Consider the following 17,587-nt stretch of genomic DNA (forward strand, 5'->3'; position numbering starts at 1 on the left):
GCCGCGTGAGAATCAGGTCCGACGGCTGAAACGGCCGTTCGGGGCCTGATCGCGCGGGCGCACGACGATGGTGTCGAGGTTCACGTGCGAGGGGCGGGACGCCACGAAGCCGATGACCTCGGCGATGTCGGCGGCCACCAACGGGTCGATGCCCTCGTAGACCTTCGCGGCCTTCTCCTCGTCCCCGTCGAAGCGGACGAGAGAGAATTCCGTCTCCACCGCGCCCGGAGCGATCTCGGTCAGACGGACGGGCGTGCCCAGCAGTTCGCCGCGGAGCGTCCGGTGCAGCACGCCCTGTGCGTGCTTGGCCGTGGTGTATCCGGCGCCGTTGTCGTACGTCTCGAACGCGGCGATGGACGTGATGGTCACGACGAGACCGTTGCCGGACTCGATCAGTTTGGGTAGCAGCGCCTTGGTCATGCGCAGCGTGCCGACGACGTTGGTCTCCCACATCCACTGCCAGTCGTCGAGGTCCGCCTCGAGGATCGGGGCGAGGCCCTTCGCGCCGCCCGCGTTGTTCACCAGGACGTCCACACGCGGCAGCACCGAGGTGAAGGCCGCGACGGAGTCCTCGTCGGTCACGTCGAGGGCGAGGGCGGTGCCGTCGATCTCCTCGGCCAGTGCCTCGAGGCGGTCGACGCGGCGGGCGCCCACGACCACGTGATAGCCGCCGGCGGCGAGTGTCCGCGCGGTGGCGGCGCCGATCCCGGAGCTGGCTCCGGTGACGACGGCGGTGGGGCGGTCGGTCTGGGTCGACGGTGTCGTCGGAACGCTGGTCATGGGAACCAGGCTAGATCGCGTCAGCTCGCGATCGCGCTGTAGCCCGACGCGTCGCCGGCGACGACGCGCGAGTACTCGCCCTGCACGCTGACGGGAACGTCGCCCGCGAGGGTGATGCGCTCGAGGCGGCGGTACTGGTCGTCGTAGTCGGAGACGGCGTAGTGCTGGGTCGACCGGTTGTCCCAGATGGCGATGTCGCCGAGCTCCCACGACCACCGGATGGTGTTCTCCAGGCGGGTCACCCGGTCCTGCAGCAGCTCGAAGAGTGCGCGGAACTCCTTGGAGGAGAGGCCCGGGAACGACTTGGCGAAGTGGCCCAGCAGGATCGCGCGCTTCCCCGTCTCGGGATGCACGCGCACCACGGGATGCTCGACCTCGAAGTACTCGCTGCGGAACTCCGCGCGGTAGCGCTCGGCCGTCGACGTGACGGACTTCTCGGCAGCGGTCGCCGCGTAGTCGTAGATGTTGGTGTGCACGGCCCACAGCGACTCCGCGAGGGCCTTCATCGCGGGCGGCAGCTGCTCGTAGCCGGCGGTCGCCGACGCCCACGTGGTGGTGCCGCCGTACGGGGGCAGGTGCACGGCCCGCAGGATCGACGCCTTCGGCACGCGGTCGACGAACGTCACGTCCGTGTGCCAGCTGTCCGCCTTGTCGTACGTGGAATCGATGGCGAGAGTGCGGGTTCCGCGCGACCGGACCGTGGGGTGCGGGGTGGTGGGGATCCCGAGCCGCTCGGCGAACGCGTACTGCACCTTCTCGTCCACGTGATGCTGGCCGCGGAAGAACACGACCTCGTGCTCGAGCAGCGCCTCGTTGATCTCGTGCACGATCTCGTCCGGGAGATCGCCGCCGATCTGCACGTCGTCGATGCGTGCGCCGATGTTCGCGCCCAGTTTCACGGTCTTCATGGGCCCACTGTGATGCCGAAGTCGCAGGTTGTCCACCCTTCGAATCACCTCGAGCGAAACAGGCGATTCTGCAGCGCGGCGACATCGGTGCTACTTTTCGGTCATGGCACCAGCGAGGAAGTCCGCACCGCGGGTCACGTATGTGACCGCCGCGCTCGGTTCCCGTCTGCCTCTCGCTCGCGAACTCTGTTGTCGACGCGGTCTCTCACGAGTCTGATCGCGCGTCGACGGACGACCTCCATGTGAGGTCCGACGATCGGGTGTGACCGGCCTCGTTCCCAGGCTCCCGGCCCATCCGTCTCGCTTTCGAGGGATTCCCATGTCTGCCCCCACCGTTCTCGCCCAGAGTTCTGCTCCTCGTACGCCGGGTTCCGCCGCGCGGTCCCCGTACGGACGTCCCCACCGGCCGAGGCCGGCGCGCGTCGTCGCGCCCGAACTGCGCGTCAGCGACACTCCGGCCGCCGTCGTCCTGCGCGCCGTGGTGCAGCGCGGCCCCGTGTCGCGCGACGTCATCGTCTCGGCCACCGGCATCAGCACCGCCACCGTCAACCGCCACGTCAGTGCGCTCATCGCCGCAGGGCTGCTGCGTGAGCGTGCCGATCTGTCCACGTCCGGCGCCGTCGGGCGTCCCCGCGTTCCGGTGGAGGTGGACCACGAGGGGCAGTGCACCCTCGGGGTGCACATCGGCGCGACCACCACGCGCATCGTCGCCGTCGACCTGCGCGGCACCGTGCTCGGCGGCGTCGAGATCGCCACACCCTCCGGCCCGCACGCCGGCGCACTGCGCTCCATCGCGGAGAGTGCCGCGTCCTTCGCCGCACGGTGGCACCGGCGCCGCATCCTGTTCGTGGGTGTCGCCATCGGTGGCCGCGTGAACGTGCAGAAGGGCACCGTCGATCACCCTCGCCTCGCCTGGTCCGACGCCCCGGTGGGCGCGGTCCTGGGCGAGCGGCTCGGTGCCGTGGTGGCCGTGGCGCCCCACGTCGAGGCGATGGCAGCGTCGGAGTTGCTGCTCGCGACGGAGTCGGCCCCCGAGGATGCGGGAAGGTCGGAGGCCGGTGGGTCTGTCGGCGGCCGGCCGGGTACGTCGCTGTACTTCTATGCGCGGGAGATGACGGGGTTGGCGCTGACCATCGACGGTCGGGTGCACACCCCCGCGGGCGGTCCGGGGTCGATCGCTCATCTACCGACCGGCTCGGACGCCGTGTGCGACTGCGGGCGTACGGGATGCCTCGAGGCGACCGTGAGCGATCGGGCCGTCGTGGCCGCGGCGCAGCGCGCCGGACTGCTGGACGAGTCGGAGCGTTCCATCGCTGCGGTGTACCTGGCGGCGCGCACGGGTTCCACTGTGGCACAGGGACTTCTGAACGACCGCGCCGATGCGCTGGGTCGCGCACTGGCGTTGGTGCACGATGTCGTCAACCCCGACAGCGTGCAGGTGGGCGGTCAGGCGTTCACCGCGTATCCGGCGGCGATGGAGCGCGTCGAGGCCGCGTTCGAGTCCTCCAGTTCGGTCGCGACGTCGCGGCGAGTGCGGGTCACCAGCTTCGGCAAGCGCGTGCAGGACCACGCTGCGGCGGCGGTGTCCCTGGGCTCGCTCTACGCCGATCCCGTGGTGACGATGCGGAAGATCGACGCTCAACGCTGATCGCACGGGGAATACTGCGGACATGACAGCACCCGATCTCCGGTTCTACTTCGACCCGGTGTGCCCGTTCGCCTGGATGACCAGCAGGTGGGTCCGCCTCGTCCAGGCGCAACGGGACTACATCGTCGACTGGAGCTTCATCTCCCTGCGACAACTCAACGCGCACATCGACTACGCGACGCACTTCCCGCCGGAGTACGAGGCGGGACACACTGCGGGGCTCCGGCTGCTCCGGGCTGCCGCGAGCGTGCGGGCCGAGCACGGCCGGGAGGCGATGGGCCCGCTGTACGCCGCGCTCGGCGCGCGGATCTTCGATGCGGAGCCGGTGCCCGACGAGGCCGGTGCTCACGCGCACCGCGGAACGGCCGAGTTCCTCGCACCGATCCTCGCCGGCCTCGGCCTGCCCGAGCATCACGTCCGGGCACTGGACGACACGTCGTTCGACGAGGAGATCCAGGCGTCGACCGACGAGGCGCTGTCGCTCACGGGCAAGGACGTCGGAACACCGATCATCCACGTCGAGCCGCCCGAGGGCGTGGCGTTCTTCGGCCCGGTCATCAGCCGGCTCCCGTCGGACGACGACGCGGTGGAGTTGTGGGACCACGTCGTGGGACTGGCACGGTTCCCGGGATTCGCGGAGCTGAAGCGCAGTCTGCGGGAGCTACCCCAGCTGCGGGCTCTCGGTGTGAGCGAGGACGAGGCGGGCGTGCAGCAGGACTGGCACGGCGGTAGTCGGCGCCGGAAGAAGTAGCTACCGCGTCGGCGCGGGGAACTTCGCGAGGTACTTCTCCCGCTTCGCGGGCTGGATGTTGGAGCGCCGGAGGTCGCCGTCGTAGTGCGCGACCACGCGCTTGTCCATCAGCGCCCGCCACAGGAACGGGAAGTACGACACGAGGATCAGTGGCGCGTAACCCGCTGGGAGCTGCGGAGATTCGGGCATGCTCCGCAGCACCTGGTACCGGCGCGTGGGGTTGGCGTGATGGTCGCTGTGTCGTTGCAGGTGGTAGAGGAAGATGTCGGAGACGGCGTAGTCGCTGTTCCAGCTGTGTTCCGGAGTGCAGCGCTCGTAGCGTCCGTTCTCCTTGGTGCGCCGCAGCAGCCCGTAGTGCTCGAGGTAGTTGACGGCCTCGAGCAGCGAGATCCCGTACACCGCCTGCAGAACCAGGAACGGCAGCAGTTCGACACCGAACACGCCGACCAGCGCACCCCACAGGGCGAGGCTCATGAGCCAGGCGGTGAGATTCGCGTTCGAGAAGGAGAAGGTGCGCTTCCCGGTGCGGTGCAGACGATCACGCTCGAGTGCCCACCCGGAACGGAATCCGCCGAGAACGCTGCGGGGGTAGAACTGCCACAGGGTCTCACCGAGACGCGAGCTCGCCGGATCCTCCGGAGTGGCGACCCGGACGTGATGCCCGCGATTGTGTTCGACGTAGAAGTGCCCGTAGAAGCTCTGCGCGAGCACGATGCGCGAGAGCCACTGTTCGTACTCGACCCTCTTGTGACCGAGCTCGTGGGCCGTGTTGATGCCGATGCCGCCGACGAGTCCGATGGTCAGCGCCACGCCGATCTTCGAGGCGAGTGACAGGCCGTTCTCGAGCCCGAGCCACGAGAGGTCGTCGGCCGTCAGTAGATGGGACGACAGCCCGATGCCGAAGAACTGCATGGGGATGTAGGCGTAGACGCAGCCGCGATACCAGAAGTCGGCCTCGAGAGACTCGACCAGATCCTCGGGCGGATTCTCGTCGAACGGGACGACGATGCGATCCGCGATGGGGACCACGACGTAGAGGAACAGGGGACCCGACCACCACGCGACCTGTGACACTCCCGGTGCCCACCACTGCAGTCCGAAGACGATGCCCACGGAGATGAGCGGAAGCATTGGAGCGATGAGAGCCCACGGCCAGTAGTACCGGTTGAGGTCACGCCATTCGCCCGTCTTCGGCGAGATGGAGCGCTGGTGTGTTTCGGTCACGACGGAACTTTACCGACGAGTCGACGCTGCTCAGGCCGCTGCACGAGCCCTTCTGACATCCCACAACGTGCGCCCAATATGTTGGTGGCATGGCAATACGAGAGGCGCTCGGGCGCGACGGAACATCCCTGGTCTACCGCGTCACGGGAGACGTCTCGGCTCGACCGTTGGTGCTGCTGCACGGCTGGGCCCAGACCGGAGCCTGCTGGGGCGACGACCTCCTCGCCGACCTGTCCGAGCGGTACCGCGTCATCGCACCGGACCTGCGCGGGCACGGCATGTCCGGTGCCCCCGACGTCGGTTACGACCGGTCCGCGCTGTGGGCCGGGGACGTGCACGCCGTTCTCGAGCAGGAGGGCATCCGCTCGGGTGCGGTCCTGCTGGGCTGGTCCTACGGCGGTCTGGTGCTGTGCGACTACCTGTCGGTGTACGGCACCGGTGCGGTGGCGGGTGTCGTCTTCGTCGCGGCGATCACCGCGATCGGTCCGGACCGACCCGGCGGCGCCGTCGGCACGGCGATGCGTGCGGCGATCCCCGGCGCGATGAGCGAGGACTCGCGCGTGGCCATCAGGGCGCTCGCGAGTTTCGGCAACGCCCTCACCGGACCCGGCGAAGGACACGGCGCCGCAGCTCAGGCACTGTTCGGCGCCAGCCTGGCGACGCGTCCACGCGTGCGGTCCGCGGTGTTCCGGCGCGACGTGGGACACGACGAGACGCTGGCGGCGCTGGACGTCCCCACCCTGGTGATGCACGGCACGGCGGACACGGTGGTGGACGTCGGCGCGGGTCGGCACACCGCCTCCGTCGTGCCCGGTGCGTCGACCTCGTGGTGGGAGGGCGTCGATCACGGCCCGTTCGTCGCCGATCCGTCGCGGTTCCTGGGGGAGGTCACGGGCTTCGTCGACGCGCTGGGCCGCCGGACCTGACCGGGTGGGCGCGCACCTGCGACGCAATCGGACAGGGCACACTGGAACGGTGGTCCGCCGTCACAGCCCGCATCGGGTAGCCGTGTTGTCGCTGCACACGTCTCCGCTGGCGCAGCCCGGCACGGGGGACGCGGGCGGCATGAACGTGTACGTCCTGCAGACCGCCGTGCAGATGGCGGCGCGCGGAGTCGAGGTGGAGATCTTCACCCGGGCCACGTCCTCCCGTGACGAACCCGTGGTCGAGGCCGCGCCCGGCGTACTGGTGCGCAGCATCGCGGCCGGCCCGTTCGAGGGTCTCGACAAGCACGACCTGCCCACCCAGCTCTGCGCCTTCGCCGCGGGCGTCCTGCGCGAGGAGGCACGGCACGAGCCGGGCCACTACGACATGATCCACTCGCACTACTGGTTGTCGGGGCAGGTCGGCTGGCTCGCCCGCGACCGGTGGAAGGTCCCCCTGGTGCACACCGCGCACACGCTCGCCGCGGTGAAGAACCTGTCGGTGGCGGCGGGAGACAAGCCGGAACCGGCGGCCCGCCGCATCGGTGAGAAGCAGGTCGTCGAGGAAGCCGATCGGCTCACGGCCAACACTCTCGACGAGGCCCGGGCTCTCGTCGATCTGTACGACGCGGCCGAGGACAAGATCGACGTCGTCGCGCCGGGAGCGGACCTGAGCATGTTCCGGCCGGGCGATCGCGCCGCCGCTCGACGCTCCTTGGGGCTGGACGCCGACGACCCTCTCGTGACGTTCGTGGGACGGATCCAACCTCTCAAGGCGCCGGACGTCCTCGTCGCGGCCGTCGCCGAGATCCACCGGCGGGACCCGTCGTCGCGCGTACGCGTGCTGGTGGTCGGTGGCCCGTCGGGCACCGGTCTGGAACGGCCCGACTCCCTCATCGAGCTGAGTCGCCGGCTGGGCATCGAGGATCGGGTGACGTTCCTCCCGCCGCAACCCCCGGACAGGCTGGCGGACGTCTACCGCGCGTCGGATCTCGTTGCGGTGCCCAGTTATTCGGAGTCCTTCGGTCTCGTGGCCATCGAGGCCCAGGCGTGCGGTGTCCCGGTGGTCGCCGCGGACGTCGGGGGCCTCGGTGTGGCCGTGCGGGACGGGGAGACCGGCGTGCTGGTGCAGGGCCACGATCCGGCCGACTGGGCCACCGCGGTGCAGTCGTTGCTCGCCGACGACCGTCTGCGCACCGTGATGGCGTCGAATGCCTCACGACATGCGGAGAACTTCTCGTGGGAACACACCTCGGACGCGTTGCTGGACACCTACGCCCGCGCGGCGTGGAGATTCGGCCGTACCGCGGGTGTCGAGAGACCGACGGGTGAGTTCTCGCCTCGCAGACCCCGTGGTCTGTGGCGACTACGACGGACAGGACCGGTGAGAGCGCTGTGACGACGACCGACCAGGTGACGGAACTGATCGACTCGGTGTTGGCCGACCGGGAGTTGGACTACTCCCGGGCCACCGACACGCAGTTCGTCGTGGACCTTCCCGGTGAGAAGAAGCTCAAGACCTCGACGATGCTGACGGTCGGCAACCACGGCGTGCGCATCGAGGCCTTCGTGTGCCGCAAGCCCGACGAGAACTTCGAGGGCGTGTACCGATACCTGTTGCGGCGCAACCGCCGTCTGTACGGAGTGCACTACACGATCGACAAGATCGGTGACATCTACCTCGTCGGCAAGATGTCGACGCACGCGGTCACGGGAGACGAGATCGACCGCATCCTCGGGCAGGTGCTCGAGGCGGCCGACGGCGATTTCAACGTGCTGCTCGAACTGGGCTTCGCCGAGTCCATCCGCCGCGAGTGGGCGTGGCGCGTCTCGCGCGGCGAGTCGCTGAACAACCTGAAGGCGTTCGAGCATCTGGTGAACGGCAGGCCGGACGACGGGCCCACGTCCTGGGTGCAGCCGGCGGACCGAGCGGACGACGACGACCGGGACTGATTCGGACACCGTGCAGGTAGGCTCCTTCGTGTGATGGCTGTCACCCGGAATGTCCGAAGGATGTTTATGTGACCGCCCGACACATTAAGGTTGCCTTTCTGTCGTCCCTGCTGTGCCGATGAGGAGTTCCATGAGTTTCCGCAGCCCGTACCCCGACGTCGAGATTCCCGAGCAGAGCGTCTACGAGTTCCTCTTCGGTGACCTCACCGAGGACGACCTCGCGCGCCCCGCCCTGATCGACGGCCCCAGCGGCGCCGTCACCGACTACCGCACTCTCGTCGGTCAGATCAACGGTGTCGCAGGCGCACTCGCCTCGCGCGGAGTGAAGGTCGGCGACGTGGTCGCGGTGCACTCGCCCAACGTGCCGGCGTTCGCGTCGGTGTTCCACGGCATCCTGCGCGCCGGTGCGATCGCCACGACGATCAATGCTCTGTACAACGCCGAGGACATCGCGAAGCAGCTCACGGACTCGTCCGCGACCATGATCTTCACGGTCTCGCCGCTGCTCCCGCAGGCGAAGGCCGCTGCGGAGCAGGTCGGCCTGTCGGCCGATCGCATCGTCGTGCTCGACGGCGCGGAGGGCCACGAGTCGCTGCGCGACCTCCTCACCGAGGGTGCACAGGCGCCCGACGTCAGCTTCGACCCGTCGACCCACCTCGCGGTGCTGCCCTACTCCTCGGGCACCACGGGACGGCCGAAGGGCGTCATGCTCACGCACCGCAACCTGGTGGCCAACGTGTCGCAGATCGAGCCGCGCATGGGCGCGAACCGGGACGACGTCCTGCTCGCCGTGCTGCCGTTCTTCCACATCTACGGCATGACCGTGCTGCTCAACCTCGGCCTCAAGGTGCGCGCGTCGCTGGTCACGATGCCGCGCTTCGATCTCGAACAGTTCCTGAGCCTCACCACCGAGAAGAAGATCACCTACCTCTTCATCGCGCCGCCCGTCGCCGTCGCACTGGCCAAGCACCCGATGGTGGACCAGTACGACATCTCCAGCGTGCGAATGGTGTTCTCCGGTGCCGCCGCCCTCGACGAGAACCTGGGCAACGCCGTCGCGAAGCGACTGAAGACCAAGGTGCGTCAGGGTTACGGCATGAGCGAGCTGAGCCCCGTCTCGCACGCCATCCCGTTCGACGGCGACGACATGCCGCTGAGCAGCTGCGGCACCGCCGTCGCCAACTCGGAGAACAAGCTCGTCGATCCGGCCACCGGCGAGGAGGTGGCCTACCCGGAGCCCGGCTCGGACAAGGTCAGCGAGCCCGGTGAGCTGTGGATCAAGGGCCCGAACGTCATGGCCGGCTACCTGAACAACGACGCTGCGACGGCCGAGACGCTCGACGCCGACGGGTACCTGCACACCGGCGACATCGCCGTCGTCGACGGTCGTGGGTGCGTCAGCATCGTGGACCGGCTCAAGGAGCTGATCAAGTACAAGGGCTACCAGGTGCCGCCCGCCGAGCTCGAGTCGCTGCTGCTCACGCACCCGCAGATCGCCGATGCGGCCGTCATCGGCGTGCTCGACGACGAGGGCGAAGAGGTACCGAAGGCGTTCGTCGTGCTGCAGCAGGGCGCCGAGCTCACCGAGGACGACGTCATGACGTTCGTGTCCGAGAAGGTGTCGCCGCACAAGAAGGTTCGCCGCGTGCAGTTCATCGACACGGTGCCGAAGTCGGCGTCCGGCAAGATCCTGCGCAAGGATCTGCGCGCGGCCGAGCCTGCCGCCGGCTGACACTCCCTGTACCACCCGAACACCCTCTCCAGCGTGCTGGAGAGGGTGTTCGCGTCATGTGAGGGGTGTGGGGGCACTCGGGGTGGTACTCATGAGCCATGGACACGATCACCGTCGATACACCCCAGGGCCAGGTGCGCGGTCGCACCGACAACGGCATCGCCTCGTTCCTCGGCGTTCCCTACGCCGAGGCGCCGTTCGGCCCGCACCGGTTCCAGGCGCCCACCGCGCCGCCGCGCTGGTCCGACACCCGCGACGCCCTCGAGCACGGCGCCACCGTCCCGAAGGTCGGGTACCGGCCGCCCACCAGCGAGATCCTCAGCGAGCCCGTGGTGCCCGGCGAGGAGTGCCTGAACGTCGCCGTGTACTCGCCGGACGTCGCCGGCTCCGCGCCCGTGTTCGTGTGGATCCACGGCGGCGCCTTCGTGAACGGCAGCAATGCAGTACCCGCCTACGACGGCACCGCCTTCGCGCGGGACGGCGTCGTCGCCGTGGTGATCAACTACCGGCTCGGCGTGGACGGCTTCGCGCAGATCGAGGGCGCTCCCGCCAATCGTGGTCTGCTGGACCAGGTCGCGGCGCTCGAATGGGTCCGGGACCACATCGCGTCGTACGGCGGCGACCCGGCGCGGGTGACCGTCGCGGGAGAGTCCGCGGGTGCCATGAGCGTCGGCACGCTGCTGTCGATGCCCCGCGCCGAGGGGCTGTTCCACCGCGCGGTCCTGCAGAGCGGCGCCGGCCATCACGTCATCTCGGCGGAGACCGCGGGCACCGTCTCGGCCGCGCTGGCGTCGGCCCTCGGCGTTCCGGCGACGGTGGAGGGGCTCGGCTCGGTACCCGTCGACGCCCTCGTCGACGCCCAGCGCACCCTGTCCGATCGCATCGCCGCGGAGGCATCGAGCGGCGCGTGGGGTGAGGTGGCACTGAACATGATGGCGTTCGAGCCGTGCATCGACGGTGATGTCGTTCCTGCGCTGCCGTATTCGCGCATCGCCGACGGTGCGGGCACCGACGTCGAACTCCTGCTCGGCACCACCAGTGAGGAGCACGCGTTCTTCCTCGTGCCCGCCGGCATCGTTCCGCACATCACCGAGGACTACCTGCGGACGGTGCTCGCCGGGTATCGACTGGACCCGTCGGTGCTGGACACGTACCGCGATCGGTATCCGGACGCCTCGCCCGGTGAACTCATGATCGCGGTCATGACCGACTGGTTCTTCCGCATCCCCGCCGTGCGCGTCGCCGAGGCGCACCCGGCCCACGTCTACGAGTTCACCTGGCGCTCGCCGCTGTTCGACGGGAACCTCGGCGCGTGCCATGCGCTCGAGATCCCGTTCGTCTTCGACGTGCTGGGCAAGCCCGAGACCGCTCGCATCACGGGGCCGAACCCGCCGCAGGCGGTCGCCGACGAGATGCACCGTGCCTGGGTCGACTTCGTGCGCGACGGCGATCCCGGCTGGGCGCAGTACGGGTCCGAGCGCACGGTGAAGATGTTCGGGACGGAGTCGGCCGTGGTGAACGACCCGCGGCCCGACACCCGGGAGGTGTGGGCCGGGGTCCGCTGACTGCGTTCGAGGTCGGCGCTACTGGGGCCGGACCACCACGGCATACGATCCGGCGCCGACGAGGTCGAAGCCCGGGATCGACGTCGACTTCATGACCAACGACGTGACGGAGCCGCTCTCGGGGTCGAAATCGACGTCCTGGACTACTCCGAGATCGGATCCGCTCGTCGTCAACACCCGCTTGCCCAGGATCGAGTGATCCTTGTGCGAGAGGGTGTCGATGTCGCCGGTCGCGTCGGTGATGCACTCCTCCGATGCCACCGTCACCGCGTCCGTGCCGAACGAGGAGAGCGCGTCCCAGACGATGACCTCGCCCGCTTTGGTCTTCTTGACCTCGACAGCGACGACGAGGCGCGATCGAGCATCCACGACGAACCCGGACACCTTGGCGATCGTGTCGGCCGTGCTGGTGCTGACCACCTTGTGGCCCTTGGCCTCTGAGAACAACATGTCACTCGCCCTTCAGTGCGGATCGAAACTCGTCGACGGCTGCGCCGAAGCCCGCGAGGTCGTTGCGCACGAACTCTGTGGCGCGGGCCGGAACCATCAGGTGCTGTCCCGAGGCCGCCAAGGTGTCGGGAAGCGGGATCAGTACCTTGGTGCCGTTGTTCGCCAGCGCCTCGGACGACTGGATCTCGTACCCCACGACGTCACACTGCCCGTCATTCTGTCCACTTACCTCGATGATCACGTCGACCACCTTGCCCAGGTTCGTCCCGGTATCGGTGAGCACCTCGGATCCGAGGACATCGTCGTGCCCGCCGCGGGACGAGGACCCGTCGCCGGCGAAGGCTTCGGCGGGGGACGCGAGCACGTCCTCGCTGTCGATCATCACGGCATCGGGTCCGAGTGCGGACACGGCCGCCCACCCGAGAACGTCCTTGCGCGGGCCGGAGAACAGCCCGCGCCCGTTGAGGGTGAAACCTGCGACCTGGCCCCCGCCGGGCTGGTAGACGATGTCCTTGATCTGGGCGACGTCGACACCGTCCATCGTGACCACAGGCCGCTTCTCCACTTCGCTCGCGCGCATCAGCGTGCTCATGTCGCCGATCCGTTCTTGTTGTTCCGGTCGACGATGATGACGCCGCCGGCGCGACGCTTCGCCTGGACCAGGAGAACCGCGCCGACTATCACGGCGACGACGACCACCGCGATGATGAGCCAGACCCACCAATCCATAATCAATCCTTGTCAGAGTGCGAGCCGGGAAACCCGGGCTCACCAGTGGCTGCCCGCTGTCTGCGGGCCGTGTAGCCGGCCGGGTGATGCGTCGAACGGACCGCGCCCGAGCCTTGTTCTCGACAGTAGTGTGTTCGCGCACAGGGGGTGCGAATGCGGCGGATCAGCCCGTGAACGGCGGCACGAACTCGCACGGTACGGGTCGCGGGTGCGCGGGGTCGAGAGCGTTCAGCACGAACGCCGCGGCCCTCGGCGACCCGACGATGCCGGCATGCTCGGAGAAGTCGACGTCGCACGTGTCCTGTACGACGATGTTGGTCGCGTTCGGAGCCTCGACGTAGCCGTCCGTGTACGGGACCACCACCTCGTCGTACCGGGTCATGATGTTCGTGTACGTGATGCCCGGCGCGTAGCGATACGACGCGTCGGGCCACGCGAACTGCGACGGGCCCGACCCCTTCCACAGCGGGGCCAGCGAGACGTACCTGTCGATGTCGTCCGCTCCGCCGAGCACCTGCGCGTAGTAGTTGGGCAGCACCGTGCCCTGCGAGTGTCCGACGATGTCGACCTTCTCGGCGCCCGTCTCGGACAGCACCTCGTCGACGAATGCCGCGAACTGCGCTCCCTTCTCGGGAACCGGCCCGAGGCCACCGATCGCGCTGATCGGCCACGCACCCGGCAGCGCACCGTACGTCGGAGCGAAGACGCAGTACCCCTCGTTCTTCAGCAGCGGCGCGTACACGCCCCACCCTGTCTGCTGCCCGGTCCCCGTGCCGTGCACCAGGATCACCGGATTCGGGTGCTCCGCCGTCGGCGCGCACGAGAAGTCGTTGGTTCCGGGCAGCGATCCGCCCGGGTTCGCGATCTCCGCCGGGAAGCCACTGAAGAAGTTGTAGTCGACGGGCAGCGGATCGGCCGTGGCGGTCGGCGCGCACGCGAGCCACGCGCACGCCGCCAGCGCCACTGTCCAGCGGGTTCTCATCAGCAGAGGCTAGCGGTCACGCCGGTTCGGCTCGGCGGAAGCGCAGTTCCCGCTGTGCACCCCGCACGACCTGCGGCGCGCCCGACCGGTCGTCCCGCCGACGGCATCGTGAGAAACTGGGCGGCATGAGCATCGGAACCCTGATCCTTCTCCGCCACGGCGAGAGCGAGTGGAACGCGTCCAACCAGTTCACCGGATGGCAGGACGTGCGCCTGACCGCCAAGGGTGAGGCGGAGGGGAAGCGTGCCGGCGAGCTGATCAAGGAGGCCGGTGTGCTTCCCGACGTGCTGTACACCTCGCTTCTGCGTCGCGCCATCAGCACCGCGAACCTCGCGCTCGACGCGGCCGATCGGCACTGGATCCCGGTCGTCCGCGACTGGCGTCTGAACGAGCGGCACTACGGCGCACTGCAGGGTCTCGACAAGGCGGCGACCAAGGAGAAGTACGGCGACGAGCAGTTCATGCTGTGGCGTCGTAGCTACGACACCCCGCCGCCCCCCATCGAGGTCGGCTCCGAGTACAGCCAGGACGCCGATCCGCGCTACGCCGATCTCGACAGCGTGCCGCTGACCGAGTGCCTGAAGGACGTCGTCGAACGCTTCGTTCCGTACTACGAGGACGTCATCGTCCCCGAGCTGCGGGCAGGGAAGACGGTCATGATCGCCGCCCACGGCAACTCGCTGCGCGCCCTCGTCAAGTACCTCGACGGCATCTCCGACGCGGACATCGCGGGGCTCAACATCCCCACCGGCATCCCGCTGCAGTACGACCTCACGGAGTCGGGCGACAAGCTCGTTCCCACCGTGCCGGGCGGCACCTACCTCGACCCGGAGGCCGCTGCGGCCGGAGCCGCGGCAGTGGCGAACCAGGGCAGGAAGTAACGACTCGATGAACGCGGTGCGAACGTGCGCCGGACGTGCGGTGACGGCCGGAAAACCCGGCCCACCGTGCGTCGGTGCACGGTCGTGTGACCGTACGATCGGCCCGTGACCACTCCGACCGTCGTACTGATCGCCGCCGTCGCGGCGTTCGGTGGGTACCTCGTCGGTGGAGTGCTGATCCCGTATCTGAACTCCCGCCACGTCCTGCGTCAGACCCGCGACAACGGGCTGACGATGTCCCAGGTCCTCGACCTCATCGTGCTGGCCGCGCACAGCGGTATCGCCGTCGTCGACCAGTTCCACGACGTCGTGCTGTTCAATCCGCGCGCCGAGGAGCTCGGTCTCGTCCGCGGTCGGTCGCTCGACGATCGGGCATGGAAGGCCGCCACCAGGGTCCTCGAGACCGGTGACCACGTCGAGGTCGACCTCACGGTTCTCGACGCCCGCGGGCGCGCCGGCATCGCCGTGAAGGGGCACGCGCAGCTGCTCTCCCAGGAGGATCGCCGGTTCGTCGTCCTGTTCGCCGACGACGACTCCGAGCAGGTCCGCATGGAGGCCACGCGGCGGGACTTCGTCGCGAACGTCAGCCACGAACTCAAGACCCCCGTCGGCGCCATCAGCCTGCTGGCCGAGGCGCTGCTGCAGTCGCGCGACGATCCCGAGTCGGTGCAGCGCTTCGGTGAGCGGATGCTCGACGAGTCCACGCGCCTGGGCAACATGGTCAGCGAACTCATCTCGCTGTCCCGTCTGCAGGGTGCCGAGAAGCTCCCCGATCTGGACGTCGTCGACGTCGACACCGTGGTCAAGAGCGCGCTCTCGCGTTCCGCTCTCAAGGCCGAGGCCACGGGCATCGTCGTCACGACGGACCGACCGAGCGGACTCGAGGTGCTCGGCGATCAGACCCTGCTGGTCACCGCACTGTCCAACCTCGTCGAGAACGCCATCGCATACTCCCCGAAGGGGTCTCCCGTGTCGGTGACGCGGTCCCTGCGTGACGACGATGCGACGGGCCCACAGAGCATGGTGGCCTTCTCGGTCACCGACCGCGGCATCGGCATCGCCAAGGAGGACCAGGAGCGCGTGTTCGAGCGCTTCTTCCGCGTCGACAAGGCGCGGTCGCGGGCCACCGGCGGTACCGGTCTGGGACTGGCCATCGCCAAGCACGTCGCCGCCAACCACAACGGCCGCATCGAGCTGTGGAGCAAGCCCGGGACGGGCTCGACCTTCACGCTCCTCATTCCTGCTCACATCGAAGACGACGGCGAGCCGTCATGACCGAGAAGGACACCCCATGACGAGCGTGCTCATCGTCGAAGACGAAGAATCGTTGGCCGACCCGCTGGCGTTCCTGCTCCGCAAGGAAGGGTTCGACGCGACCGTCGTCGGCGACGGCCCCTCCGCCCTCGCCGAGTTCGATCGCGTGGGAGCGGACATCGTCCTGCTCGACCTCATGCTGCCGGGCATGAGCGGCACCGACGTGTGCAAGCACCTGCGCAGCCGCTCCGGTGTGCCGGTCATCATGGTCACCGCGCGCGACAGCGAGATCGACAAGGTGGTCGGACTCGAACTGGGTGCCGACGACTACGTCACCAAGCCGTACTCGTCCCGTGAACTCATCGCGCGCATCCGTGCGGTCCTGCGCCGTGGATCCGACACCGAGGAGATCGACGACAACAGCATCCTCGAGGCCGGACCGGTACGCATGGACGTGGAGCGCCACGTCGTCATGGTCGGCGGGCAGCAGATCACGTTGCCGCTCAAGGAGTTCGACCTGCTGGAGTACCTGCTCCGCAACTCCGGTCGAGTGCTCACCCGCGGACAGTTGATCGACCGCGTGTGGGGCGCCGACTACGTGGGCGACACGAAGACGCTGGACGTCCACGTCAAGCGGTTGCGCTCGAAGATCGAGACGGACCCCGCGAAGCCCGTGCACCTCGTCACGGTGCGTGGACTGGGGTACAAGCTCGAGGAGTGAGGCCGTTCGGTTTCGGCGAGTACGTCGAAAGTGTCGCTGCGGATCCGTTGATCACGACACTTTCGGCGTATTCGCGGACATCAGGCGGCAAGTAGCCGGCGGACACGACCGACCAGGACATCAGGTTCGCGCCGCACATCGTCCGACGTGATCTGCAGAACGCGCCAGCCTTCATCAGCGAGCAGCGCAAGACGGGCCTTGTCGTGTCGGATGCTATCGGGCGTTCCGTGGAATTCGTCGCCGTCGTATTCCACCGCGAATCGTCGTGCTGGCCAAGCGAGGTCGAGATAGAAGATGCCGAGTCCGTGCATCACGGGCCACTGCAACTCGGGTGCCGGAAGGTGGCCGTCGTGCAGCACCAGGCGAGTCTCCGACTCCATCGGTGAGCCGGATCTTCGGTCGACGAGCGGTGCGAGGCGGCGGACCTCGACGATGCCCCGCCGCCCCCGTTGCGCATCGACTGCTCGTTCCAGCGATCCGGGTCCGCAGCCCACCCGGGCCGCGGCGTCGAGAACGGCGAGCGCGCGACCAGGGGCACGTTGCCGTGCGACCTCGACAGCAGTCCAGGCGGGCTCCACGACGAGTCGGGTGCCGATCTCCATGAGCGGCGCACCCCGCCGCTGATGCACCACTACCCCTGGTCTGCTCTCGATGCGCCGATCGTCGGGCTCCACCACATGTAATTGCTGCGTCTGGTCGACGTCGAAACCGTGCATCGCCGCCGCCGTGTCCATGGATGCGGCAACCCGCGTTCCGAGCTCGATGCTCAGAGCGTCGAGTCGCGCCGAGACAGGGAGCGTTCCGACCGCGTACAGCCCGTGCCGTACGCGAGTCAGCTGACGAGTGTGCACCAGCCACCGCACGCGGCTCGGGGACATGCGTCGGAGGAGATCGGTCGTGTGCAGGAAGCCGCCGTTGGCTCTCATTGCGTCGACGAGTGTGGGGTCCATGGCGCAGACCGTCACGAGCTGCACCGACAGGCGCCGCGTCGATCGAGCAACTCGCCAGTGCCGTGGGGATGACGGGGTGCCTGTGGATGAAGCGTGACCAAGCCCCGGCGAGTACGTCGAAAGTGCTGCGGCGAGC

General features: G+C 68.5%; 18 protein-coding genes. 10 read left to right on the top strand and 8 right to left on the bottom strand.

Going from position 1 to position 17,587, the window contains the following annotated elements; translation table 11 throughout:
• Positions 1 to 12: 12 nt before the first annotated feature.
• Positions 13 to 780 carry an SDR family NAD(P)-dependent oxidoreductase gene (locus tag OG947_RS13635; protein ID WP_027506342.1) on the bottom strand — a complete coding sequence of 256 codons (768 nt, stop codon included), beginning with the start codon at positions 778 to 780 and terminating at the stop codon, positions 13 to 15.
• 20 nt (positions 781 to 800) lie between these two features.
• Entirely contained in the window at positions 801 to 1,688 is an 888-nt protein-coding gene (locus OG947_RS13640) for a TauD/TfdA dioxygenase family protein (RefSeq protein ID WP_056442310.1), read from the bottom strand.
• 319 nt (positions 1,689 to 2,007) lie between these two features.
• Here OG947_RS13640 and OG947_RS13645 point away from each other — a divergent pair, with 319 nt between their 5' ends.
• Positions 2,008 to 3,336 carry an ROK family transcriptional regulator gene (locus OG947_RS13645; RefSeq protein WP_328812076.1) on the top strand — a complete coding sequence of 443 codons (1,329 nt, stop codon included), beginning with the start codon at positions 2,008 to 2,010 and terminating at the stop codon, positions 3,334 to 3,336.
• 22 nt (positions 3,337 to 3,358) lie between these two features.
• Positions 3,359 to 4,087, top strand: coding sequence for a mycothiol-dependent nitroreductase Rv2466c family protein (locus tag OG947_RS13650; protein ID WP_328812077.1), 729 nt, complete (start codon positions 3,359 to 3,361; stop codon positions 4,085 to 4,087).
• Here the strand turns inward: OG947_RS13650 and OG947_RS13655 are convergent, their stop codons facing one another.
• Positions 4,088 to 5,311 carry an alkane 1-monooxygenase gene (locus OG947_RS13655; protein WP_328812078.1) on the bottom strand — a complete coding sequence of 408 codons (1,224 nt, stop codon included), beginning with the start codon at positions 5,309 to 5,311 and terminating at the stop codon, positions 4,088 to 4,090.
• An 89-nt stretch (positions 5,312 to 5,400) separates the two neighbouring features.
• On the opposite strand from OG947_RS13655, the gene OG947_RS13660 reads away from it, so the two are divergent.
• The 5 genes from OG947_RS13660 to OG947_RS13680 all read left to right on the top strand — a co-directional run bounded on the left by OG947_RS13660 (position 5,401) and on the right by OG947_RS13680 (position 11,484).
• Positions 5,401 to 6,237, top strand: a complete 837-nt coding sequence (locus OG947_RS13660; RefSeq protein ID WP_328812079.1) for an alpha/beta fold hydrolase — start codon at positions 5,401 to 5,403, stop codon at positions 6,235 to 6,237.
• A gap of 16 nt (positions 6,238 to 6,253) precedes the next feature.
• On the top strand, positions 6,254 to 7,633 hold the full coding sequence (gene mshA / locus OG947_RS13665; RefSeq protein WP_222650065.1) for a D-inositol-3-phosphate glycosyltransferase: 1,380 nt from the start codon (positions 6,254 to 6,256) through the stop codon (positions 7,631 to 7,633).
• Positions 7,630 to 8,187 carry a YbjN domain-containing protein gene (locus OG947_RS13670; RefSeq protein ID WP_037186136.1) on the top strand — a complete coding sequence of 186 codons (558 nt, stop codon included), beginning with the start codon at positions 7,630 to 7,632 and terminating at the stop codon, positions 8,185 to 8,187. Before mshA ends, OG947_RS13670 begins: the two co-directional genes overlap by 4 nt.
• 130 nt (positions 8,188 to 8,317) lie before the next feature.
• Entirely contained in the window at positions 8,318 to 9,919 is a 1,602-nt protein-coding gene (locus OG947_RS13675; protein WP_027506349.1) for an AMP-binding protein, read from the top strand.
• A 98-nt stretch (positions 9,920 to 10,017) separates the two neighbouring features.
• Positions 10,018 to 11,484, top strand: a complete 1,467-nt coding sequence (locus tag OG947_RS13680) for a carboxylesterase/lipase family protein (RefSeq protein ID WP_328812080.1) — start codon at positions 10,018 to 10,020, stop codon at positions 11,482 to 11,484.
• A gap of 18 nt (positions 11,485 to 11,502) precedes the next feature.
• On the opposite strand, the gene OG947_RS13685 is transcribed toward OG947_RS13680, so the two are convergent.
• The 4 genes from OG947_RS13685 to OG947_RS13700 form a co-directional block, all read right to left on the bottom strand.
• A complete protein-coding gene (locus OG947_RS13685) occupies positions 11,503 to 11,934 on the bottom strand; it encodes a PRC-barrel domain-containing protein (protein ID WP_328812081.1) in 432 nt (143 codons plus the stop codon).
• Between the two features lies 1 nt (position 11,935).
• Positions 11,936 to 12,526 (bottom strand): PRC-barrel domain-containing protein, encoded by a 591-nt coding sequence (locus tag OG947_RS13690; RefSeq protein ID WP_328812082.1) that lies wholly within the window; start codon positions 12,524 to 12,526, stop codon positions 11,936 to 11,938.
• Complete coding sequence (locus tag OG947_RS13695) at positions 12,523 to 12,663, bottom strand: hypothetical protein (RefSeq protein ID WP_328812083.1); 141 nt, start codon at positions 12,661 to 12,663, stop codon at positions 12,523 to 12,525. The genes OG947_RS13690 and OG947_RS13695 overlap by 4 nt, the downstream gene beginning before the upstream one ends.
• Before the next feature lie 163 nt (positions 12,664 to 12,826).
• A complete protein-coding gene (locus OG947_RS13700) occupies positions 12,827 to 13,645 on the bottom strand; it encodes an esterase/lipase family protein (RefSeq protein WP_328811184.1) in 819 nt (272 codons plus the stop codon).
• 125 nt (positions 13,646 to 13,770) lie between these two features.
• On the opposite strand from OG947_RS13700, the gene OG947_RS13705 reads away from it, so the two are divergent.
• The 3 genes from OG947_RS13705 (at position 13,771) to OG947_RS13715 (ending at position 16,501) form a co-directional block, all read left to right on the top strand.
• The gene (locus OG947_RS13705) at positions 13,771 to 14,526 is read left to right on the top strand and encodes a phosphoglyceromutase (protein ID WP_328812084.1); all 756 of its coding nucleotides are present in this window, start codon (positions 13,771 to 13,773) and stop codon (positions 14,524 to 14,526) included.
• A gap of 105 nt (positions 14,527 to 14,631) precedes the next feature.
• Entirely contained in the window at positions 14,632 to 15,801 is a 1,170-nt protein-coding gene (locus OG947_RS13710) for a sensor histidine kinase (RefSeq protein ID WP_027504493.1), read from the top strand.
• A gap of 16 nt (positions 15,802 to 15,817) precedes the next feature.
• Positions 15,818 to 16,501, top strand: a complete 684-nt coding sequence (locus OG947_RS13715; protein WP_027504494.1) for a response regulator transcription factor — start codon at positions 15,818 to 15,820, stop codon at positions 16,499 to 16,501.
• Positions 16,502 to 16,581: 80 nt separating this feature from the next.
• On the opposite strand, the gene OG947_RS13720 is transcribed toward OG947_RS13715, so the two are convergent.
• Positions 16,582 to 17,451 (bottom strand): DUF559 domain-containing protein, encoded by an 870-nt coding sequence (locus tag OG947_RS13720; protein ID WP_328812085.1) that lies wholly within the window; start codon positions 17,449 to 17,451, stop codon positions 16,582 to 16,584.
• Between the last annotated feature and the right edge of the window lie 136 nt (positions 17,452 to 17,587).

The organism is Rhodococcus sp. NBC_00297, from assembly GCF_036173065.1.
Taxonomy (GTDB): Bacteria; Actinomycetota; Actinomycetes; order Mycobacteriales; family Mycobacteriaceae; genus Rhodococcoides.